The following is a 20,978-nucleotide window of genomic DNA, read 5'->3' on the forward strand; positions in this document are numbered from 1 at the left end:
TTCCCCTCTAGCGCCACTCGCCGCGCAGCGCGGCCACGGTCTGCTGCAACCCCTCGGGCGTGACCTCCTCGGGCGGCACGGGCGCGCCCACGACGAGTTCGAGCTTGCTCTGGATACCGCGCCGGAACGGCCGCGACATGGCGGGACCGTCCTTGCGCGAGAAGAAGCTGCCCCACAGCCCGCGCAATGCCATCGGCACCACGGGCACCGGCGTGCGGCGGATGATCTGCTGCACGCCGCCCTTGAACGGGTTCAGATCGCCCGTGGCCGTGATCTTGCCCTCCGGGAAGATACAGACGAGGTCGCCCTCCCCGAGCGCCTCCGCCACGGCATCGTACGCACGCTTGAGCATCTCCGGATTCTCGTGCGCGGGCGCGATCGGGATGGCGCGCGCCTGCCGGAAGAACCACGACAGGAACGGAATCTTGAAGATGCGGTGGTCCATCACGAACCGCACCGGCCGCGGGCTCGCGGCCATGAGCACCACCGCGTCGGCAAAGCTCACGTGGTTGCAGACGAGCACCGCCGGCCCATCGTCGGGAATGTTCTCGGCATTGATGCGGCGCAGGCGGTAGATCGTGTGCACGAGAATCCAGGCGATAAAGCGCAGCAGAAATTCCGGCACCAGCGTGTAGATGTAGATCGCGACCACCGCATTGAGCAGGCCGACGACGAGAAACAGCTGCGGAATCGAGTAGCCGGCGGACGTCAGCGCCACGCCGAGCAGCGAGGCCGCGATCATGAAGAAGCTGTTCAGGATATTGTTGGCGGCGATGATCCGCGCGCGGTGGGTCGGCGCGCAGCGGCTCTGGATCAGCGCGTACAGCGGCACGCTGTAGAAGCCGCCGAACATCGCCACGCCGAACAGATCGACCAGCACGCGCCAGTGGCCGGGGGCCCCCATGAATCCGACGATGCCGGACAACGTGCCGGACGACGCCTCGCCGTGCGTGGCCAGATACAGATCCACCGCGAACACGGTCATGCCGATGGAGCCGAACGGCACGAGGCCGATTTCCACGTGCCGGCTGGACAGCCGTTCGCACAGCAGCGAGCCGAAGCCGATGCCGATGGAGAACACCGCCAGCAGCAGCGTGACCACGTTCTGGTCGCCGCCGAGCACGTCCTTGGCAAAGCTGAAGAACGAGGTCAGGAACGTCGCGCCGAGAAACCACAGCCACGAGATGCCGAGCAGGCTCAGGAACACCACGCGGCGCTCGCGCGCGAGCATCAGGTTGCGCCACGTCTCGGTGAACGGGTTCCAGTTGATGCGCAGGTCCGGCTGCGGCGCCGGAGAGTCCGGCACGCCCGCCGAGACAAGGCGCCCGGCCGCGGCCAGCACCACGCAGACGATGCCGACGTAGAGCGGCCCCACCACGACCCCGTCGCGGGTCAGGCCCGCCAGTTCGCCGCCGATGATCGTGCCGAACAGGATCGCGACGAACGTGCCCATCTCCACGAGCCCGTTGCCGCCGACCAGTTCGGTCTGGTCCAGATGCTGGGGCAGATACGCGAACTTGACGGGGCCGAACAGCGTCGAGTGCAGGCCCATCAGGAAGGTGCCCGTGTAGAGGATCGGCGCGCTATGCCAGTAGAAGCCGGCGAGGCCCAGCAGCATGATGGCGATCTCGAGCGACTTGACGAGCCGGATCAGTCGCGATTTCTCGATCTTGTCCGCGATCTGCCCGCTCGTGGCCGAGAACAGCACGAATGGCGCGATAAAGATCGCGGAGATCAGGAACGCGGCGGAGTGGGCATCGACGCCTTCGAACAGTGCCGTGTGGTACGTCACCAGCGACGTGAACGCGACCTTGAAGACGTTATCGTTCATGGCCCCGAGGAACTGTGTCCAGAAAAACGGGGCGAACCGCCGCAGACCCAGCAGGCGGAACTGACTATGTTGGCTCATCGATGGCTTTCTAGACGGCTTCGATTGATGCGCTAGGGAGAAGACGCGCTGATGGCGCGCCCGAGACGCTTCGCGTGCGCGCTCAGGGTTGCGCGGTGCGCTCGTCCGAACGTTCTTCGGTCCGCTCTTCCGGCCAGTCGCGGATATACGCCTTGAGCATCCTGTTCTCGAAGCTCTGCTCCTCGACCACGGCCTTGGCGACGTCGTAGAACGAAATCACGCCCATCAGCGTGCGGTTGTCGAGCACGGGCAGGTAGCGGGTGTGGCGCTCCAGCATCATGCGGCGCACCTCGTTCACGTCGGTCTCGGGCGTGCAGGTCAGCGGTGCGTCGTCCATGATCTTGCGCAGGCTGTGCGTGCCCACCGTGCCGTTGTTCTTCGCCAGCGTCTCGATGATTTCGCGGAACGTCAGCATGCCGACCAGCTCGCCGTACTCCATGATGACCACGGAGCCGATATCGTGCTCGGCCATCGTATTGACGGCTTCCAGCAGCGACGTGTCCGGGTTGACGGTGTACAGGGTGTTGCCCTTGATCTGCAGGATGTCGCTGACTTTCATGACGGTCTCCGGGGCCGCCGGCAGGCGGGCCTGTATCGGTATGTATGTTTCTGAATGGCAAGGGAAAAGCCGGAAAGGCCCGTCCGATGCGCCGATGCTAGCCCAAACCGGGCAGCCAAGTAAAGCGAGCATTCCTTCGGTACGCGGGCGCCTGCGCGTTTCCCTCGATGGCGCCGCACCGCGCCGGTGCTAGGATGCCCACCGGAGACCACTACAAGCGAGACACTCATGTCCGGAACCCGATTCGACACGCTGACGCTGCATGCCGGCGCCGCGCCGGACCCCGCCACCGGGGCCCGCGCCACACCGATCCACCTGACCACCTCGTTCGTGTTCCGCGATAGCGAACACGCCGCCTCCCTGTTCAATATGGAACGCGCGGGGCACGTGTACTCGCGCATTTCCAATCCGACCGTCGCGGTGTTCGAGGAACGGGTGGCCGCGCTCGAGGGCGGGGCCGGGGCCATCGGCACCGCGTCCGGGCAGGCGGCGCTCCATCTGGCGGTGGCCACGCTGATGGGCGCGGGCTCGCATATCGTGGCGTCGTCGGCGCTCTACGGCGGCTCCCACAACCTCCTCCACTACACGCTGCGGCGGTTCGGCATCGAGACCACGTTCGTCGATCCGCGCGATATCGATGCCTGGCGCGCGGCGATCCGGCCCGAGACGCGGCTGCTGTTCGGAGAGACGCTGGGCAACCCGGGGCTCGACGTGCTCGATATCGAGACCGTCGCGCAGATCGGGCAGGATCACCGGATTCCGCTGCTCGTGGACTCCACGTTCACCACGCCTTACCTGCTGCGGCCCTTCGACCATGGCGCCGGCATGGTCTATCACTCGGCGACCAAGTTCCTGGGCGGGCACGGCACCACCATCGGCGGCGTGCTCGTGGAAGGCGGAACGTTCGACTTCGAAGCATCGGGGCGTTTTCCGGAACTGTCGGAGCCCTACGCGGGCTTTCACAATATGGTGTTCACCGAGGAAAGCACGGTGGCGCCATTTCTGCTGCGGGCGCGGCGCGAGGGGCTGCGCGATTTCGGAGCCGCGATGAATCCGATGGCGGCGTGGCAGCTGCTGCAGGGCATCGAGACGCTGCCGTTGCGCATGGCAAGGCATGTCGACAATACGCGCAAGGTGGTGGCCTTCCTTGCCGCGCATCCGATGGTGGAGGCGGTGGCGTACCCCGAACTCGCATCGCATCCCGATCACGCGCTCGCGAAGCGGCTGTTGCCGCGCGGGTGCGGCGCGGTGTTCAGCTTCAATCTGCGGGCGGACCGGGTGGCGGGACAGCGGTTTATCGAGAGCCTGTCGCTGTTCTCCCATCTGGCCAATGTGGGCGACGCGCGGTCGCTCGTGATTCATCCCGCTTCGACCACGCATTTCCGGATGGACGCGGCCGCACTGAAGGCGGCGGGGATTGGCGAGGGCACGATCCGGCTGTCGATCGGGCTCGAGGATGCCGATGATCTGATCGACGACCTCAAGCGCGGGCTCAAGGCCGCGGAGCGCGCGATGGGTGCCGGTGCCAAGGGAGGAGCTCGCTGATGGAACTCACGGTTCTTGGCCAGCAGGCCTATGCCTATACCGGCGGCAAGCCGTTCAATCCCGCCCTGCCCTGTGCCGTGTTCGTGCACGGGGCGCAGAACGACCACACGGTCTGGAGCCTGCAGACGCGGTGGTTCGCCAATCACGGGTTCTCGGTGCTGGCCGTGGATCTGCCCGGGCATCAGCGCAGCGCCGGTGCGCCGCTCACGACCGTCGAGGCGATGGCCGACTGGGTCATGGCGCTGGTGGCGGCGGCCGGGGTGGAAGCGCCCGTGCTCGTGTTCGGACACAGCATGGGCTCGCTGATCGCGCTCGAATGCGCGGCGCGGCATGCCGATCGCGTGCGCGGGATCGGGCTGCTGGCGACGGCCTATCCGATGAAGGTGTCCGAGGCGCTGCTCGAGGCGGCGCTGCATCGGGAGCCCGAGGCGATTGCGATGGTCACGCAGTGGTCGCTGTCCAGCCTTGCCAACAAGCCTTCGTCGCCGGGACCCGGGGCGTGGATGCATGGGGGTAGCCAGCGGCTGATGGAACGCGTGTCGCGGCGCAATCCGGGCGCGCATGTGTTCCATACCGACTTCACGGCGTGCAATGCGTATGCGCATGGCGAGGAAGCGGCTTCGGCGGTGCGGTGTCCGGCGTTGTTCGTCATGGGAACGAAGGACCAGATGACATCGCCCAAGGCGGCGCAGGCGCTGGCCGCGCGCATGGCCGATGCGTCCATCGTGACCGTGCCCTGCGGGCATGCGTTGATGGGGGAGCGGCCGGACGAGGTGCTCGATGCGTTGGGAGCGTTTGCGCGGCGGGTGCAGGGCCGTTGAGGGTCGCGCCCGCGCCGTTCGATGCGCCTAAACCTGTCCGTGCCACCCGGGTGGCACCACCTCGAGTACCGGCTTGCCCTCTTCCTGCTGCCGGAACACCACCTCCAGCGGCTGGTCCAACTGCGGATTGTCGAGGATGCCGCGCAGGCGTTCCACGCCCTGCATCTGGTGCGCGAGCGCGGTGCGCGGCAGGCGCGCGAGGTTCAGCACCAGCCGGTCATGCAGGACCCGCAGCGTGACCTGCGACGGATCGCACAGCAGTGCCCAGTGCGCCTGCCCGCGCTCCTGCTGGAGCTTGCCGATCAGATGCAGGCCCTTGAGCTTGCCCAGCAGGCTCGCCAGATAATCGGCCTCCACCCGCAGCTTGCGGCCCATATCGAGCTCCCCCACGCTGCGCGGCATCTCGTCGCGCGCGCGGTACAGCAGGTACAGCACGCCCAGCGCGTCGAAGAACTCGCTGCCCGCGAACGTGCGGCGGCGCCAGTAGCCCTGCCGGATCACCGGCAGGTTCGCCGCGATGGTCGCGCCGAGCAGCGTGACGAGCCAGCTGACGTACATCCAGAGCAGGAACAGCGGCAGCACCGCGAACGTGCCGTAGACCGCGGTGTAAGTCGGGATATGCGTGATGAAGTACCCGAAGCCGCGCTTGGCGATTTCGAATGCAATGGCCGCCACCAGCCCCGCGGCGATCGCATCGCGCCATTCCACGTACGCATACGGCACCGCCATATAGAGGAACGCGAACGCGATGGCCGACAGGGCCACCGGGGTGACGCCGACCAATAGCCCCACGCCGAACGGAATCGTGGACACGTAGCCGGCCGAGATCGAGATCAGGTACGAGCTGATCGAGAGGCTTGCGCCGATCAGCACGGGGCCGAGCGTGAGCACGGCCCAGAACACGAGCACGCGCTGCGCGAACGGCCGCCGGCGCTTGACGCGCCAGATCGCATTGAGCGCATCCTCGACGGTCAGCATCGTCAGCACCGAGGTCAGCATCAGGCCGACCAGGCCCAGCGCGGTCAACCCCCGCGCGCTCTTGGCGAACTGGCCGATATAACGCGAGACCGAGTCGCTGATATTGCCGCCCGGAATCAGATTCTGGTACAGGAAGCCCTCGATTTCGCCACGAAATTCGCGGAAGACCGGGAACGCGGCCAACAGCGCGAACGCGACGGTCAGCACGGGCACCACGGCCAGCACGGTGGTAAACGTCAGGCTTGCCGAGACCTGCGGCAGGCGGTCTTCGGCGGCGCGGCGCAATGCGTAACGGGAAAGCGCGCGCACCTTCTGCAGGTTCCATTCCCTGCGCAGGCGGGCGATGCGTGCAGCGGCCATGCGAGTCCGATATTCCTTGAAATGGGTGGAAAGAAGCACGCAACTATAATACGCGCATTGTTGAAAGCCCCTATCGCCGCCCGAGCCTCCATGTCCGACATTCTGGTCCTGTTCTATAGCCGTCATGGCAGCACCCGCAAGCTCGCCGAACTGATCGCCAACGGCATCGACAGCGTACCGGGCGCCCAGGCGCGCCTGCGCACGGTGCCCCCGGTCTCCACGGTCTGCGAGGCCACCGCGTCCGATATCCCCGACGAAGGCGCGCCCTATGTCGAACTGCGCGACCTCGAGGAATGCGCGGGACTGGCGCTCGGCAGCCCGACGCGCTTCGGCAATATGGCCGCGCCGATGAAATATTTCCTCGACGGCACGGTCTCGCAATGGCTGTCGGGCGCGCTGTCCGGCAAGCCCGCCTGCGTATTCACGTCCACGGGAAGCCTGCACGGCGGACAGGAAACGACCCTGCTCTCGATGATGCTGCCGCTGTTCCACCACGGCATGCTCGTGATGGGCCTGCCCTACGCCGAGCCCGGGCTCATGACGACGACGGCCGGCGGCACGCCGTATGGGCCCAGCCATCATGCGCATGTCGATAACCGGGGGCCGGTGACCGAACAGGAGGCCGCGCTCGCCCGCGCGATGGGCAAGCGGCTGGCGCAGACCGCGTTGCGGCTCGCGGGAGCCTCGGCATGACCGCCGCGACCGATGGCGCGCTCCACAACGCCGCGCTGCATCGCGCGAGCCTGTGGAGCCTGATCGCGCTGATGGTGCTCTGCATCGCGTGGGAGTGGTTTCTCGCGCCGCTGCGGCCAGGCGGCTCGTGGCTGATCCTCAAGGTCGTGTTCCTGTTGCCCGTGCTGCGCGGCGTGATCGCGCGCAACCGGTATACGCTGCAGTGGTCGTCGATGCTGATCCTGCTGTACTTCACCGAAGGCGTGGTGCGCGCGACCAGCGATCGCGGACCGTCGGCGACGCTGGCGATCGTCGAGGTGGCGCTGACCCTGGTGTTCTTCTTCAGCACGATCTTTTATCTGCGCCCGTACAAGAAACGCGCCCGCGCAGCGCGACCCGACAAACGATAAGCCGGAGACAACCGCCCGATGCCCGCCGCCAAACCCGATTCGTTCCTCGACCTCTGCCGCGCCGCCATCGGTCCGCAGCATGTATTGACCGAGACCGAGGACAAGGCCCCCTTCCTCACCGACTGGCGCCGCCGCTACACCGGCGATGCGCTGGCCGTCCTGCGGCCCGGCAGCACGCAGGAGGTGGCCGCGGTCGTGCATGCCTGTCATGCGCATGGCATGGCGATCGTGCCGCAGGGCGGCAATACCGGCCTTTGTGGCGGCGCCACGCCGGCGGCTGGCGAAGCGGCCGCGAACGGCGTGGTCGTGCTGTCGCTGCAGCGGCTCAACCGCGTGCGGCAGGTAGATCCGCTCAACAACACGGTGACCGTGGAAGCGGGCGTGATCCTGCAGCAGTTGCAGGACGCCGCGCGCGAGCACGACCGGCTGTTTCCGCTGAGTCTGGCGGCCGAAGGCAGCTGCACGATCGGCGGGAATCTGTCGACGAATGCCGGCGGCACGGGCGTGCTCCGCTATGGCAATACGCGCGACCTGTGCCTCGGGCTCGAGGTGGTCACGGCCACGGGCGAGATCTGGGATGGGCTGCGGGGATTGCGCAAGGACAATACGGGGTACGACCTGCGCGATCTGTTCATCGGGGCCGAGGGCACGCTCGGGATCATTACCGCCGCGGTCATGAAGCTCTATCCGGCGCCGCGCGCGCGCGTGACGGCGCTGGCCGCGCTCCAGAGTCCGCGCGACGCGCTCGCGCTGCTCTCCATCGCGCAATCGCATGCGGGTTCCATGCTGACGGGCTTCGAACTGATGTCCGAGCTCTGCATGACGCTGGTCACGCGGCATTATCCGCAGCTGCGCTATCCGTTCGCGCAGGCGTATCCGCAGCTCGTGCTGCTGGAGCTCTCCGATAGCGAGAGCGAGGAACATGCGCGCGCCATCTTCGAGACGATGATGACTGCCGCGTTCGACGCGGGTGTGGTGATCGATGCGGTGGTGGCGGAGTCCGTGCAGCAGTCACGCGATTTCTGGAACCTGCGCGAGCATATTCCGCTGGCGCAGGTCGAGGAAGGCAAGAACATCAAGCACGATATCGCGGTGCCGATCTCGCGGGTGGCGGAGTTCATCGAGACCACGGACGACTTGCTGCAGACCGTGTTTCCGGGCGCGCGCATGGTCACGTTCGGGCATCTCGGCGATGGCAACCTGCACTACAACGTGTCGCCGCCCGAGGGCGGGGACCACGATGCGTTCCTGGCGAACCAGGACACGGTGAACCGGATCGTGCACGACAGCGTGCACCGCTTCAACGGCTCGATCTCGGCCGAGCACGGGCTCGGGCAGCTCAAGCTTGGGGAGAATGCGCGCTACAAGAGCGGGGTGGAGCTTGCCCTCATGCGCGCGATCAAGCAGACGTTCGATCCGCGGGGATTGATGAATCCGGGGAAGGTGGTCTGAGCGCGGCGCTCAATGCCGCGTCAGCTGCGAGGCCTGTCCGTCGAATAGTTCGGCGCATAACGCCTCCCCCTCCTCCGTCAGGTGCGCGGTGCCGCGCCCTTCCTCGTCCATCGTCGTCTCCGCCAGCTCGAGTTGCTCGAGCTGGGTCAGCACGCGGCGCAGGACGCTCATCTGTACGCCCGCGCGCTTGCTGATGCGCGCCAGCGACCAGCGTTTGCCGTCCGTCTCCTGGCTGGCCGTCCATAGCACCTGGAGGATACCGGCGACCGCCGGGTCCATGTCCTCCGCGCCAGTCTCTTCTGCCGGGGTCTGGTCTTCCATGTTGTTGTCTCCGCTCTGGGTTATCCGGACATCTCCTGCACCGGCCCCGTGCGCGCCTGCTGCGATGCCACAAGCTTGCCCAGCGTCACCACGGCCGCCTCGATCTCGGGCGTCCAGGCCGCGCTGTAATTGAGCCGGATGCAGTTCGTATAGGTCGGTACCGCCGAGAACATATGCCCCGGCGCCACCGTGATCTTGCGCTCCAATGCCGCGTGATACAACACCATCGCATCCACGCCCTCGGGTAGCTGCACCCACATCACATAGCCCCCCGTGGGCCGCGACGTGCTGGTGCCGGGCGGGAAGAAGCGCCGCACCGCGGCGGCCATGATGTCGGCCTGCTGCGCATAGGCCTTGCGCACGCGTCGCAGGTGGAAGTCGTAGCCGTCGTTCTTGAGGAACTCGGCAATGGCCAGTTGCGGAATGGCGGGCGTGGTCAGCGTGTTCAGGAACTTGAGGCGCTCCACGGTCTCGCGGTACCGCCCCGGCAGCGCCCAGCCGATGCGCCACGCATTGGTCAGCGTCTTCGAGAACGACGCGCAATGCAGCACGATGCCCTTCGTATCGTAGGCCTTCAGCGAAGTCGGATGCGCATCGCCGTAATAGAGCTCGCCATAGACGTCGTTCTCGATGACCGGAATATCGCGCTCGGTGAGCAGCGCCACGAGCTGCCGCTTGCGCTCGTCGGGCATCTGGAAACCGAGCGGATTCTGGAAATTCGGCATGACCATGCATGCCTTGATGTTCCGCTCGTCGATGAGCCGCATCAGCGACGGCAGGTCCATGCCCTCCACGGGATCGGTCGGCACCTCGACCGCGCGCATGCCCAGCCGCTCGATCGCGTGCAGCATCGCGTAGTAGGTCGGCGACTCCACGGCGATGGCATCGCCGGGCTTGGCCACCGCCTGCAGGCACAGGTTGATCGCCTCGGTCGCGCCGATGGTGATGATGATCTCGTTGGGATCGACCGTATAGCCGTTCTCCAGATACCGCCGCGTGATCTGGCGAATCAGCTGCGGCTGGCCCGGCGGCAGATCGTCGAGCACGCTCCACGTCGCGTAGCGGCGCCCGATATTGTTGGCGTACTGGTTGATGCGCTGCCATGGAAACAGCGTGGGATCGGGATACGGCGACCCGAGCGCGATGGCCTCGTCCGACCGGATCGAACGCAGCGTGGACAGCACCATGCCGCTCACGTCCACGGCCGACGGCCGCGGATCGGGCCGCGACGGCCGCAGCTCGACGGGCGGCTCCTCGCGACGCGCGCGCACGAAATAGCCCGATTGCGGACGGCTCTCGATGATCCCCCGGCTCTCCAGCAGCACATAGGCGCGGATGACGGTCGTGATGCTGAGCCGATGATGCTGGCTGGCCTGCCGTACCGACGGAATCCGCTCCCCCGGCAACAGCACGCCCTGCTGCACCAGCGCCTCGATGTCCGTCGCAAGCTTCTCGTATAGGTTCACCGCCTGCCAGCCTTTCCACTGAGTCAATGACGGCCAGCCGTCACCCCCATGAGGTGCCTCAGCACAGCCAACGGCTGAGATCGTAATACGGAACGCGGACTTGTGTCCTCTCGGACATATGCGGAGCGATGCGGACCAGGCCCGACGCATCGCCGAGCGTCGCGACGGAGCCATCCGGCCGGGTATCGGCGCGCACCCAATCGGTGCCATCGGCGGCCGTGGCGCGCTCGACGCGCCAGAACGCATCGCCCTCGCCATGCTGCGGCACGGCAAAACCGGGCGCCACCCGGCTGACGGGCGGATAGATCGACGCGCGGCCCTGCATGCGGCGCAGCATCGGCGTGACCAGCAGGACGAACGTCACATAGGCGGCGGCCGCGTCGGCGGGCAGGCAGACCAGCGGACGGTCGCGCAGCCGTCCCAGCAGGACCGCGCGGCCGGGGTTCATATCGACCTGCCGGCACAGCAGCTCGCCACCGGCGGCGACCAGCGCCGCGGCAAACCGCTGCGGGGCGCCGCTGACGAACACCACGTCGCACTCGCCTTCTTCGACCAGATCGACCAGCGCGTCGTGCAGGCGGGCCCCATCCTCGGCGACATGGCCGCGCCGGCGCACCACGGCGCCGAGCGAGTGGACCAGCGCCTCGAGCATCGGCCCGTTGGCGTCGGGCGCGTGCTCGGTGGGCGCCTCGCCCACGCGCAGCAACGCAACCTCGACCAGCCGGTACACGGGCACCTCGACATACCCCTGCGCGGCCAGCGCGGCGATATGGCCGGGCTGCAGCAGCGTGCCCGCACCGGGCAGCGGTTCGCCGGTCCGGGAAACGAGGTCGTCCGCGAGCACGCGGCCGGCCGCGAGTTCGAGCCAGACTTGTTCCGACTCACGCACAGGCGCCACGCTCGCGGCAAAGCGGGCCTGGGCTTCATCGAACTTCAGCATCGCACGCTCCTAGCGGAAACCGGAGGCGAAATTGCAGGGCCGCGTGCGGCTGTCCAGCTGCGCGCGCAGCAGGCCGTTCCACGCGGTCAGGCACGAATCCTCCGAGCCCGGCACGCAGAAGACGATGCGGCCGTTGGCCGTGCCCGCCAGCGCGCGCGACTGCATCGCGGAGCCGCCGACGGTCTGGTACGACAGCGAGCGGAACAGTTCGCCAAAGCCGTCGATCTCGCGATCGAACAGCGGCCGCACGGCTTCCGGCAGCGCGTTCCTCTCGTGGAAGCCCGTGCCGCCGTTGGTGAGGATGATCTGGATATCGTCCGCGACGATCCAGTCGCTGAGCACGCGGCGGATCTGATAGCGGTTGTCCGGCACGATCGCGCGCCGCACGCAGCGGTGGCCGTCCTCGGCCAGCAGCCGCGCGAGCAGGTCGCCCGACGTGTCGTTATCGGCTGTGCGCTTGTCGCTGACGGTGAGGACCGCGCAGGCCAGCGAAAGGCGATGATCGAGGGCCATGATGGAACTCCTGTGTCAGCGCCCGCCTGGCGCGCGCGTGTATTCGACGTAGCCGTCCTTGCGGCAGAAACTGAGCAGGCGCACGCCCGCCATCTCGGCGATGCGGATGGCCAGCGACGTCGGCGCCGAGATCGTGGCCACCAGCTGGATGTTCATGCGCGCGGCCTTGCGCACGAGCTCGTAGCTCGCGCGGCTGGACAGGAACACGAAGCCGTCGTCGAGCGGCACCCGCGCGCTGGCCAGATGGCCGATCAGCTTGTCCAGCCCGTTATGGCGGCCCACGTCCTCGAAGACGTAGCGCACCGAGCCATCGGCACCGCACCACGCGGCCGCGTGCACGCCGCCCGTGGCGCGCATCAGCGTCTGCCAGGCGGGCAGTTCCGCCGCGGCGCGTTCGATCATGTCGCGCGTGGGTTCCAGCACCGCGCGCGGCGCGGCAATCGGCACCGGCTGCAGGTCCAGCAGCTCGATGCTCTCGATGCCGCAGACACCGCAGCCCGTGCGGCCGGCCATGGCGCGGCGGTGCTCCTTCATGGCCATGAACGCGCGCTGGCTGATCCGCATCTGGACTTCGAAGCTGTCGCAGCCTTCGACGACTTCGACCTCGTAGATCTCGGACGCGCTATCGACGATGCCTTCGGTCAGCGAGAAGCCGATCGCGAACGCCTCGAGGTCGCGCGGCGTCGCCATCATGACGGCATGGGAAATATCGTTGTAGACCAGCGCGACCGGGACTTCTTCGGCCACGTTGTCCTCGCCCTCGGTGGCCACGCCGGCCTTGTGGCGGACGATGCCGCGCTCGACGAAGCCGGGCCGCTCACCCGACGAGGCGTCGAAATCTGGCGGGGAAACGGAGACTGGAGGGGACGGTTCGGTGGACGTCATCGGGTTCTCGCATGCTGAAGGCATGGATCCATGGTATCCGACCTTGACCGGGGAGAGGCGTACAGTTGCGCGGCCGCCGCCCGATGACAGCATCGGGCGGACATCGGCCTGACATCGGGCGGACCCGAGCGCGTCAGGCCTGCAGCGCGGCCCGGCGCAGCAGCACGGGAATCGACTTGGAGGTCGGGGTGCCGGAACGGTCGCCGATGCTTTCCAGCGGCACCAGCGGGTTGGTTTCCGGGTAGTACGCGCCCAGGCAACCGGCGGGAATGTCGTAATCCACGAGCAGGAAGTCCTGCGCATGGCGTTCGATGCCGTCGTCCCACACGGACGTGATATCGACGCGCTCGCCCGCGGCAAAGCCCAGGCGCTCGCGGTCGGCCGCATTGATGAACACCACGCGGCGCAGCCCGAACACGCCGCGATAGCGGTCGTCGAGGCCGTAGATCGTCGTGTTGTACTGGTCGTGCGAACGCGTGGTCATCATGACCATCAGGTCCTCGCCGTACTTCTCGCGCGCGCGCTTGATCGGCGTGTCCTTGTCGATCGCATGCACGAGGAACGTGGCCTTGCCCGACTCGGTGCGCCAGATGCGGTTGCGCGAGGCGGGCGTCAGGTGGAAGCCGCCCGGCTTCGCCACACGCTCGTTGTAATCCTCGAAGCCCGGAATCACCTTCTCGATGGCATCGCGGATGCGGCTGTAATCGCTCGCATACCACTTCCAGTCGACCTTGTCCGAGCCGAGCGTGGCCGCGGCCATGCCCGCGACGATCGCGGTCTCGGACATCAGGTCCGGCGACGCGGGCTTGTTCATGCCGTACGACATATGGACCATGCAGACCGAGTCCTCGACGGTCACGCCCTGCGGCACGCCGTCCTGCAGGTCGATCTCGGTCCGGCCCATCGTCGGCAGGATCAGCGCGTCCCCATCCATGATCAGATGGCTGCGGTTCAGCTTGGTTGCGATATTGACCACGAGGTCGCAGTTGCGCAGCGCTTGCCACGTGCGCGGCGTGTCCGGCGTGGCCATCGCGAAGTTGCCGCCCAGGCCGATAAAGACCTTCGTGCGGCCGTCGAGCATCGCCTGGATGGCGCCCACGACGTCCTGGCCATGGTGGCGCGGCGGCTCGAACTGGAACACCTCGCCCAGACGGTCGAGGAACTCCTCGCTCGGCTGTTCCTCGATGCCGACGGTGCGATCGCCCTGCACGTTCGAGTGGCCGCGCACGGGCATCAGGCCCGCGCCGGGGCGGCCGATATTGCCGCGCAGCATCATCACGTTGGACAGCATCTGGATCGTGCGGACCGAGTTCTTGTGTTGGGTGATGCCCATGCCCCAGCACGAGATGACGCGCGGGCTCTTGACGTACACGTCCGCCAGCGCGTCGATGTCCTCGCGGGGCACGCCCGACTCGGCCACGATATCGGCCCAGCTCTCGGCGCGCAGGTCTTCGATGAACGCGTCGAAGCCGGACGTATGGGTCTCGATGAAATCGACGTCGATGACACGCGGGGCGCCGGCCGCGATGGCCGCGTCGTCGAGTTCCACGACGCGCTTGCCCAGGCCCTTGATCAGCGCGAAGTCACCGGCCAGCTTCGGCGTGACGAACATCGATGCGATCTGCGTGCTGGAACCCGTGAGCATTTCGCTCGGGTGCTGCGGGCTTGCAAAGCGTTGCAGGCCACGTTCCTTCAGCGGATTGATCGACACGATGGTCGTGCCGCGGCGCGCCGCCTCGCGCAGCTCGCCGAGCATGCGCGGGTGGTTGGTCGCCGGGTTCTGGCCGAAGATCATGATCGTGTCGGCGTGCTCGAAGTCGTCCAGCAGCACCGTGGCCTTGCCCACGCCCACCGTCACCGGTAGGCCACGGCTCGTGGCCTCGTGGCACATGTTCGAGCAGTCGGGGAAATTGTTCGTCCCGTACATGCGCACGAACAGCTGGAACAGGAAGGCGGCCTCGTTGCTCGCGCGGCCCGACGTGTAGAACGTGGCGGCGTCGGGGTTCGGCAGCTTGCGCAGATGACGCGCGATCAGTTGGAACGCGTCGTTCCATGCTATCGGCACGTACTTGTCGGTCTGCTTGTCGTAGACCATCGGATGCGTGAGCCGGCCATGCTGCTCGAGCTCGTAGTCCGATTGCTTCAGCAGATCGGTGACCTTGTGCTGGGCGAAGAAGGCTGGCGTGACGCGCTTGCTGGTCGCCTCCGCGGCCACGGCCTTGACGCCGTTTTCGCAGAATTCGAACGTCGAGGCGTGCTGGCGATCGGGCCAGGCACAGCCGGGGCAGTCGAAACCGTCGGGCTGGTTTTGCTTGAACAGCAGCTTGTATTTGCCGCCGGCCACCTTTTCCTTGACCAGATTGATGGCGACGTACTTGAGGGCACCCCAGCCGCCGGCCGGGTGCGTGTAGGGGGCCACATGGCCCTTTTCTGGGGTGTTGCTCATAACGGGGGGCGACTTCCTCGGACTCCGCGCGGAACTCGATTCGGCCCCGCGACATGAGGGGTAGCCTATGGGACTGGAGGGGTGCGGGGAGCACACAGACTGTACCGGATGGAAGGAGTACAGTTGTGCAATGCACGCTCATATATGCGCAAAAGTACACATATTTAGCCTAACTGTACTCATGCACCGAGTTGGACCACCGGCTCGCGCGTTGCCGGCAGCACCTGGAGCCCGCGGATATTGCCCTGACGGCGCCATTGGGGATGCACGGTGTCGGTCAGCGTCAGATGGGGCACGCGGCGCAAAAGCGTGGTCAGCGCCACTTCCATTTCCAGCTGGGCCAGCCGCGCGCCCAGGCAATAGTGGATACCGCCGCCGAACGCGATCTGCTTGCCGGCATCGGTACGCGTGATATCGAGCCGGTCCGGATGGGCGAAACGCGCGGGATCGCGGTTGGCGGCGCCGATCATCATGAACACCACCGTCCCGCGCGGAATCGTCACGCCCTCGATGGTCGCGTCCTCCAGCGCGGCGCGCGTCATCGCCTGCACCGATGCGTCGTAGCGCAGGCATTCGGCGATGGCCTGCGGCATCAGCGACAGGTCCGCCTTGAGCTTCGCGAGCTGGTCGGGATGCCGGAACAGCGCGAGCAGCGCATTGCCGATCATGTTCGATGTGGTCTCGTGCCCCGCCGCGAACAGCAGCAGGATCTGCGAGATCACCTCGTCGTCGCTGAGCCGGTCGCCATCGACCTCGGCCGTGACGAATGCCGAAACGAGGTCCGTGCCCGGGGCCTTGCGGCGCGCCTCGACCACGGTGCGGAAGTACGCCTCCAGCTCCTCGGCGGCGGCATTGGCGCGGGCGAGCGTGTCCGGTCCCAGCGGCGCCACGTCGAGCGCCATGCTGACGGCGGCCGTGGCCGCGCCGAGACGCAGGCCGTCTTCCACGGGCAGGTCGAGCAGGCGGCAGATGATGGCCACGGGCAACGGGGTGGCGAGATCCCGCATGAGGTCGAACTCGCCTTCCGCGGGGAGCGCATCGATCAGTTGATCGGACGCGGCCTGCGAGACGTTGCGAAGGGAATCGATATTGCGGCCGCTGAAGGCCTTGGTGGCGAGCGCGCGCAGCCGCGTGTGCACGGGCGGATTCATGAACAGGAACATGCGGCTCAATGCCTGGAACACGGGCTGTTCGGGGCCTGTCTCGCCATAGCGCGCGCGCACGCCGGCGAGCAGGGCCTTGCCGAGCCGCCGGTCCGCGAACATCGCTTCGATCAGCGAGAAGTTCGCGGTCATGGCCAGATTGGGTGCCAGATAGTGCAGCGCATCGCCGTTGTGCAGCTGCGCGTACAGCGGGTACGGATTCTCGAAGAACTCGGGGGTCGACAGATCGCTCAGTTTCATCTCACGGGCCGCCCCGCGCGCCAGTACGTCGCGGGGCTATCCTCCTTTGGGGGGGAATTCTAGGGAGCGATGGGGGCCCGTGTTTTCAAATACGACGCGTTTGCGGGTCAAAGGCCTTCATTCGAAGGCCATGCCGGAGGCGGAACGCGCGAACAGCGCGCGTTCGGTCCTCTGGCGCTGCGCGTCGGGCAGCGAGCGGACGAGCCGGTAGAAGGACAGCGTGGCCTCGCAGACCTTGCCCGGCTGCCTCGCGTAGAGCTCGGGGTTGTGGAGTATGCGCGCGTGTTCCACGGGCAGCAGGCGCACGGCGGTGGCGATCATCGCGTCGGCCTCGTGACGGTTGGCGCGTGCCTGGGTGTTGCGCGGGGGCGCCGGGGTCAGCAGCGCGATCATCGTCGCGCGTTCCTCTTCCACGAGCGCGGGGGGCAGCATGGCGGCGGTGCGGATACTGCCGTCGATCAGCGCGTCGCACGCCGCGCCGCCCATGCCGCGCGCGGCGGACAACTGGGCGAGGTGCATGTCCATATACCGGTCGAGCAGCGCGCCGTCGGCCGCACCGAGCAGGGGCGGCAGGGAGACGCGGATAAAGGCGCGCGCCGCGGCCATGACGTCGGCGTCGGTGCCACCGCCCGCCATCGTGGCCCAGCTTTTGTCCGTGAGCGCGGGCAGCGAGCCGGGGAAGCGGGATTCGTAGGCTTGCACGAGGGCGTCGGCGGCGAGCGCGTCGGCGAGCGCGGTCTTTGGCGCTGCCGTCGATGGGTCCGCCGCTGGGACCGCCGCTGGGACCGCCGCTGGGTCCGTCGCTGGATCCCTCGACGCCGCTCCCGGCGACACAGGCGTCGACGCCCCCAGCAATCCCGCACGCGTGATCACATGCGCGTCGATCAGTTCCTCCCGCGTCGGATACCACGCCGACCGGTTCGGCGTCGCCGCCACGCGCGCGATAAACGCCTCGGGCAACCCCGCCGCGCGATAGGTGGCGATCATCCGCTCCGAGGCCAGATGCTGCGCGGGTGCGTACGTGCCCGGCACCGCGGGCAGATGAAAGCCGATGCGCGCTTCCGGCGAAGCCGTGCGCTCCTGCCCCGCGAGAAAGACGAACGTGCACGCGCTGCTGCAGCGCGCATCCACATGCGTATCGAGCCCGCGTTCGCGTACGAGCCGCGCGAGCATCTCGCCCTCCACGAGCCGGCCGCCGCGCGAATCGAGCCGCAGCATCCTCGCATTCGGCGTCGCGGCCAGCACCGCCCTCACGCGCGCGGTCACGCCTTCGCGCAGCATGCCCGTCAGCAGGATGTCGCGCCCATCGGGCGACGCCTCCACCCGAACCTCGCCCAGCGGGTCGTTGCCGAGCGCGATATAGGCGAACTCGCGCCCGACAGGCACCATCGACGTCACCGCCAGATAGCCGAGCGACACGGCGCTCAATGCCACCGATCCACGCGCCAGCCATGTCCACACGCGCGACCCGCCGCGCGCCCGATAGCCCCGCGCCGACCGCCAGATGCCCGTCAGCGCCCAGCCCCACAGCAACGCCGTCGCCACGAGCATCGCCACGCAGATCGCGGCGCCGATGCGCAACGGCACGCTGCCGTTGGCGAGCCAGTCCTGCAGCGGCGCCAGCGCGATCAGCAGCACCGCCGGGAGGTTGCCGTTGAGCCAGTAAGACACCGGCAGCGAGTACTCGCCGCGCCAGTGCCGGCGGAAATAGCCCGTCATGTTGTTTGACCCCTGAATTGTTGTTGGTGTTTTGAACGCGCGAGCAGCATAGCGCCGGCCGCCGCCAAGCGTCAAAGCCCCGTCCAGCCCGCTGTTGGATTTTCATCCAATGAAAATATCGGGCTTTTGTTTGACGGGGTTTCCGGGCCCTTCCTACCATGTGCCGCACAGAGTTTCGCTACGAAACCACTCCGGAGACAGCCCGATGAAATTCCTGCCTTTCGCGTGCGCCATGTTCGCCGCCACGCTGAGCGCCCTGCCCGCCGGCGCCGCCGAAACGTTCCCCTCGAAGCCGCTGCGCCTCGTCGTGCCATTCACGCCCGGCGGCACCACCGACATCCTCGCGCGGCTCGTCGCGCAAAAGACCGGCGAGGTCCTGGGCCAGTCGATCGTCGTCGACAACCGCCCCGGCGCGGGCGGCAATATCGGCGCGGAAGCGGTGGCGCGCAGCGCGCCCGACGGCTACACGCTGCTGATGGGCACGCTCGGCACGCAGGTGACCAACCAGTTCATCTACGCGCGCATGCCGTACGACAGCGCAAAGGATTTCGCGCCGGTCACGCTGGTCGCGAACTCGCCCAACGTGCTGCTGATCAACAGCACGCTCGACGCGCATTCGATCGGCGAACTGATCGCGCTGGCCAGGCGCGAACCGGGCAAGATCAACTATGCCTCGACGAGCACCGGCGGCTCGCCTCACCTCTCCGGCGAACTGCTGAACATGATGGCGGGCACGCGCATGCAGCACGTGCCGTACAAGGGCGCGGCGCCCGCAATGACGGACTTGCTCGCGGGGCAGGTCAACCTGATGTTCGACAACCTGCCGTCCGCGCTCGCGCAGATCCAGGCCGGAAAGGTCAAGGCGCTGGCCGTCACGGGCACGAAGCGCGCATCGGTGCTGCCATCGGTGCCCACCGTGCGCGAATCGGGCCTGCCCGGCTACGAGGTGAACTCGTGGTTCGGCCTGCTCGTGCCCGCGGGCACGCCGCCCGAGCGCGTGCGGCAGCTCCAGCAGGCGGTGGACAAGGTGCTCGCGATGCCCGAGGTCAAGCGGCGCATCGAGGAGCTCGGCGCGGAGCCCGGCGGCGAAGGCTCGGCCGCGTTCGCGAAGCAGATCGGCGGCGATACCGAGAAGTGGTCGCGCGTGATCCGCACCGCCGGCATCGTGGCGCAATAGCCATCGCCGTCGTCCGTCGATATCAACCAGGCAGACCATCATGACCCAACCCAGAACGCTGCGCATCGGCTCCGGCTCCGGCTGGTGGGGCGATCGCGTCGAACCCGCGGCGCTGTCCGCGCGCCTCGGCCGGCTCGACTACCTGTGCTTCGAGACGATGGCCGAGGCGACCGTCTCCGCCGCGCAGGTCCGCAAGCGCCGCGACCCGACGTTCGCCGGCTACGACACCTACCTCGACGAACGCATGCGCGCGGTGCTGCCGCACTGCATCGCCCATGGCACGCGCATCGTCAGCAACCAGGGATGGATCCACCCGCTCGGCGCGGCCCGGCGCGTGGCCGCGCTGTGCGAGGAACTCGGCCTGCCCGGCGTGAAGATCGCCGCGGTGACGACGACCGACCTGACAAAGACGATCTGCGAACTCGACCTGACGCTGCTGGAGAGCAGCAAGCCCGTCGCCACGCTCAAGGACACGCTGATCAGCGCGGAGCCCTATGAAGGCGCGACACCGATCGTCGAGGCATTGCGCGCCGGCGCGCAGATCGTCATCACGGGCCGCGTGGCCGACCCGTCGCTGTTTCTCGCGCCGATGATCCACCATTTCGGATGGGCGGCCGACGATGTCGCGCGGCTGGCCAGCGGCAGCGCGATCGGTCATCTGCTCGAGTGCGGCGCGCAGGTGACGGGCGGCTACTTCGGCGACCCCGGCTACAAGGATGTGCCCGAGCCGTGGAACCTCGCGTTCCCGATCGCCGAGGTCGAGGCCGATGGCACCGCCATCATCGGCAAGGTGGACGGCACGGGCGGCCGTATCGATCTCGAGACCGTCAAGGAGCAGATGTTCTACGAGGTGCACGACCCGCGCCGCTATATCACGCCCGATGTCATCGTCGATTTCTCCACCGCGCGGCTCGAGCAGGCCGGGCCCGATCGCGTGCGGCTGAGCGGCGTGAGCGGCCAGCCGCGCACCGATACGCTCAAGGTCTCGCTCGGCTGCACGGAAGGCCATATCGGCGAGGACATGTTCTTCTATGCGGGGCCCGGTTGCCTCGGCAAGGCCGAACTGGCGAAGACCATCCTCGCCGAACGTTTTGCGCTGGCGAAGCTCGACGCGGAGGAACTGCGCATCGACTTTCTCGGCGTCAACGCCGTGCATGGCGCGGCGTCCCCGGTGCCGGCGTGCGAGCCCAACGAGATTGCCGTGCGCGTGGCCGCGCGCACGCGCACACGCGAAGAAGCCGCCAAGGTGGGCCGCGAGATCGACAGCATGGCCGTTTGCGGGCTGGCGTCCACAGGCAAGCGCGTGCCGCATCAGGACCGCACGCGCGAGATCATCGGCGTATGGTCGGCGCTGGTGCCGCGCACGCTTGTCGCTTCCCACGTGCAGTTCGTCTGAAAGGAG

General features: G+C 67.5%; 18 protein-coding genes. 7 read left to right on the forward strand and 11 right to left on the reverse strand.

The genetic code is table 11. The features are described 5' to 3' along the window. Positions 1 to 7 precede the first annotated feature (7 nt). Complete coding sequence (locus AAHB16_RS02260; protein ID WP_150372118.1) at positions 8 to 1,909, reverse strand: MFS transporter; 1,902 nt, start codon at positions 1,907 to 1,909, stop codon at positions 8 to 10. 82 nt (positions 1,910 to 1,991) lie between these two features. Then, positions 1,992 to 2,468 carry a CBS domain-containing protein gene (locus AAHB16_RS02265; RefSeq protein ID WP_150372119.1) on the reverse strand — a complete coding sequence of 159 codons (477 nt, stop codon included), beginning with the start codon at positions 2,466 to 2,468 and terminating at the stop codon, positions 1,992 to 1,994. Positions 2,469 to 2,696: 228 nt separating this feature from the next. On the opposite strand from AAHB16_RS02265, the gene AAHB16_RS02270 reads away from it, so the two are divergent. Both AAHB16_RS02270 and AAHB16_RS02275 read left to right on the forward strand, forming a co-directional pair. Then, positions 2,697 to 4,013, forward strand: coding sequence for an O-acetylhomoserine aminocarboxypropyltransferase (locus AAHB16_RS02270; RefSeq protein ID WP_150372120.1), 1,317 nt, complete (start codon positions 2,697 to 2,699; stop codon positions 4,011 to 4,013). Next, positions 4,013 to 4,834, forward strand: a complete 822-nt coding sequence (locus tag AAHB16_RS02275) for an alpha/beta fold hydrolase (protein WP_342049957.1) — start codon at positions 4,013 to 4,015, stop codon at positions 4,832 to 4,834. The genes AAHB16_RS02270 and AAHB16_RS02275 overlap by 1 nt, the downstream gene beginning before the upstream one ends. Positions 4,835 to 4,861: 27 nt before the next feature. Here the strand turns inward: AAHB16_RS02275 and AAHB16_RS02280 are convergent, their stop codons facing one another. Next, on the reverse strand, positions 4,862 to 6,172 hold the full coding sequence (locus AAHB16_RS02280) for a YihY family inner membrane protein (protein ID WP_150372122.1): 1,311 nt from the start codon (positions 6,170 to 6,172) through the stop codon (positions 4,862 to 4,864). Positions 6,173 to 6,262: 90 nt separating this feature from the next. On the opposite strand from AAHB16_RS02280, the gene wrbA reads away from it, so the two are divergent. The 3 genes from wrbA to AAHB16_RS02295 are packed head-to-tail and all read left to right on the forward strand — an operon-like array spanning position 6,263 to position 8,706. After that, on the forward strand, positions 6,263 to 6,865 hold the full coding sequence (wrbA, locus tag AAHB16_RS02285) for an NAD(P)H:quinone oxidoreductase (protein WP_150372123.1): 603 nt from the start codon (positions 6,263 to 6,265) through the stop codon (positions 6,863 to 6,865). Further along, on the forward strand, positions 6,862 to 7,254 hold the full coding sequence (locus AAHB16_RS02290) for a DUF2069 domain-containing protein (RefSeq protein WP_150372124.1): 393 nt from the start codon (positions 6,862 to 6,864) through the stop codon (positions 7,252 to 7,254). The genes wrbA and AAHB16_RS02290 overlap by 4 nt, the downstream gene beginning before the upstream one ends. 18 nt (positions 7,255 to 7,272) lie before the next feature. Continuing rightward, positions 7,273 to 8,706, forward strand: a complete 1,434-nt coding sequence (locus AAHB16_RS02295) for an FAD-binding oxidoreductase (RefSeq protein WP_150372125.1) — start codon at positions 7,273 to 7,275, stop codon at positions 8,704 to 8,706. Between the two features lie 9 nt (positions 8,707 to 8,715). Here the strand turns inward: AAHB16_RS02295 and AAHB16_RS02300 are convergent, their stop codons facing one another. From AAHB16_RS02300 to AAHB16_RS02335, 8 genes are all read right to left on the reverse strand, one after another. Then, positions 8,716 to 9,027: an ArsR family transcriptional regulator gene (locus tag AAHB16_RS02300; RefSeq protein WP_150372126.1), complete on the reverse strand. Its 312-nt coding sequence runs from the start codon at positions 9,025 to 9,027 to the stop codon at positions 8,716 to 8,718. 20 nt (positions 9,028 to 9,047) lie between these two features. Beyond that, positions 9,048 to 10,493, reverse strand: coding sequence for an aminotransferase-like domain-containing protein (locus tag AAHB16_RS02305; RefSeq protein ID WP_150373810.1), 1,446 nt, complete (start codon positions 10,491 to 10,493; stop codon positions 9,048 to 9,050). 58 nt (positions 10,494 to 10,551) lie between these two features. Next, complete coding sequence (locus AAHB16_RS02310; protein WP_342049958.1) at positions 10,552 to 11,433, reverse strand: molybdopterin-binding protein; 882 nt, start codon at positions 11,431 to 11,433, stop codon at positions 10,552 to 10,554. A 9-nt stretch (positions 11,434 to 11,442) separates the two neighbouring features. Beyond that, positions 11,443 to 11,946, reverse strand: a complete 504-nt coding sequence (gene moaB, locus AAHB16_RS02315) for a molybdenum cofactor biosynthesis protein B (RefSeq protein WP_150372128.1) — start codon at positions 11,944 to 11,946, stop codon at positions 11,443 to 11,445. Positions 11,947 to 11,961: 15 nt separating this feature from the next. After that, positions 11,962 to 12,831, reverse strand: coding sequence for a formate dehydrogenase accessory sulfurtransferase FdhD (gene fdhD / locus AAHB16_RS02320; protein WP_150372129.1), 870 nt, complete (start codon positions 12,829 to 12,831; stop codon positions 11,962 to 11,964). Positions 12,832 to 12,964: 133 nt separating this feature from the next. Then, positions 12,965 to 15,277 (reverse strand): FdhF/YdeP family oxidoreductase, encoded by a 2,313-nt coding sequence (locus AAHB16_RS02325; RefSeq protein ID WP_342049959.1) that lies wholly within the window; start codon positions 15,275 to 15,277, stop codon positions 12,965 to 12,967. 179 nt (positions 15,278 to 15,456) lie between these two features. Beyond that, on the reverse strand, positions 15,457 to 16,680 hold the full coding sequence (locus AAHB16_RS02330; protein WP_342049960.1) for a cytochrome P450: 1,224 nt from the start codon (positions 16,678 to 16,680) through the stop codon (positions 15,457 to 15,459). A 117-nt stretch (positions 16,681 to 16,797) separates the two neighbouring features. Beyond that, positions 16,798 to 18,399, reverse strand: a complete 1,602-nt coding sequence (locus AAHB16_RS02335) for a COG3904 family protein (protein WP_342049961.1) — start codon at positions 18,397 to 18,399, stop codon at positions 16,798 to 16,800. Between the two features lie 205 nt (positions 18,400 to 18,604). Here AAHB16_RS02335 and AAHB16_RS02340 point away from each other — a divergent pair, with 205 nt between their 5' ends. Continuing rightward, positions 18,605 to 19,576, forward strand: coding sequence for a Bug family tripartite tricarboxylate transporter substrate binding protein (locus AAHB16_RS02340; RefSeq protein WP_342049962.1), 972 nt, complete (start codon positions 18,605 to 18,607; stop codon positions 19,574 to 19,576). 40 nt (positions 19,577 to 19,616) lie between these two features. Beyond that, the gene (locus AAHB16_RS02345; protein WP_342049963.1) at positions 19,617 to 20,972 is read left to right on the forward strand and encodes an acyclic terpene utilization AtuA family protein; all 1,356 of its coding nucleotides are present in this window, start codon (positions 19,617 to 19,619) and stop codon (positions 20,970 to 20,972) included. Positions 20,973 to 20,978 lie beyond the last annotated feature (6 nt).

This window comes from Cupriavidus sp. OTU4054 (assembly GCF_038440175.1).
Taxonomy (GTDB): domain Bacteria; phylum Pseudomonadota; class Gammaproteobacteria; order Burkholderiales; family Burkholderiaceae; genus Cupriavidus; species Cupriavidus pauculus_D.

Excerpts from the sequence above, each read along its gene's own strand:
- AAHB16_RS02335 (WP_342049961.1), bottom strand. The coding sequence starts at position 18,399 with ATGACGGGCTATTTCCGCCGGCACTGGCGCGGCGAGTACTCGCTGCCG.
- AAHB16_RS02265 (WP_150372119.1), bottom strand. The coding sequence starts at position 2,468 with ATGAAAGTCAGCGACATCCTGCAGATCAAGGGCAACACCCTGTACACC.
- AAHB16_RS02310 (WP_342049958.1), bottom strand. The coding sequence starts at position 11,433 with ATGCTGAAGTTCGATGAAGCCCAGGCCCGCTTTGCCGCGAGCGTGGCG.
- AAHB16_RS02270 (WP_150372120.1), top strand. The coding sequence starts at position 2,697 with ATGTCCGGAACCCGATTCGACACGCTGACGCTGCATGCCGGCGCCGCG.
- AAHB16_RS02260 (WP_150372118.1), bottom strand. The coding sequence starts at position 1,909 with ATGAGCCAACATAGTCAGTTCCGCCTGCTGGGTCTGCGGCGGTTCGCC.
- AAHB16_RS02345 (WP_342049963.1), top strand. The coding sequence starts at position 19,617 with ATGACCCAACCCAGAACGCTGCGCATCGGCTCCGGCTCCGGCTGGTGG.
- AAHB16_RS02325 (WP_342049959.1), bottom strand. The coding sequence starts at position 15,277 with ATGAGCAACACCCCAGAAAAGGGCCATGTGGCCCCCTACACGCACCCG.
- AAHB16_RS02300 (WP_150372126.1), bottom strand. The coding sequence starts at position 9,027 with ATGGAAGACCAGACCCCGGCAGAAGAGACTGGCGCGGAGGACATGGAC.
- moaB (WP_150372128.1), bottom strand. The coding sequence starts at position 11,946 with ATGGCCCTCGATCATCGCCTTTCGCTGGCCTGCGCGGTCCTCACCGTC.
- AAHB16_RS02330 (WP_342049960.1), bottom strand. The coding sequence starts at position 16,680 with ATGAAACTGAGCGATCTGTCGACCCCCGAGTTCTTCGAGAATCCGTAC.
- AAHB16_RS02275 (WP_342049957.1), top strand. The coding sequence starts at position 4,013 with ATGGAACTCACGGTTCTTGGCCAGCAGGCCTATGCCTATACCGGCGGC.
- AAHB16_RS02290 (WP_150372124.1), top strand. The coding sequence starts at position 6,862 with ATGACCGCCGCGACCGATGGCGCGCTCCACAACGCCGCGCTGCATCGC.
- AAHB16_RS02340 (WP_342049962.1), top strand. The coding sequence starts at position 18,605 with ATGAAATTCCTGCCTTTCGCGTGCGCCATGTTCGCCGCCACGCTGAGC.
- AAHB16_RS02280 (WP_150372122.1), bottom strand. The coding sequence starts at position 6,172 with ATGGCCGCTGCACGCATCGCCCGCCTGCGCAGGGAATGGAACCTGCAG.
- wrbA (WP_150372123.1), top strand. The coding sequence starts at position 6,263 with ATGTCCGACATTCTGGTCCTGTTCTATAGCCGTCATGGCAGCACCCGC.
- fdhD (WP_150372129.1), bottom strand. The coding sequence starts at position 12,831 with ATGACGTCCACCGAACCGTCCCCTCCAGTCTCCGTTTCCCCGCCAGAT.
- AAHB16_RS02295 (WP_150372125.1), top strand. The coding sequence starts at position 7,273 with ATGCCCGCCGCCAAACCCGATTCGTTCCTCGACCTCTGCCGCGCCGCC.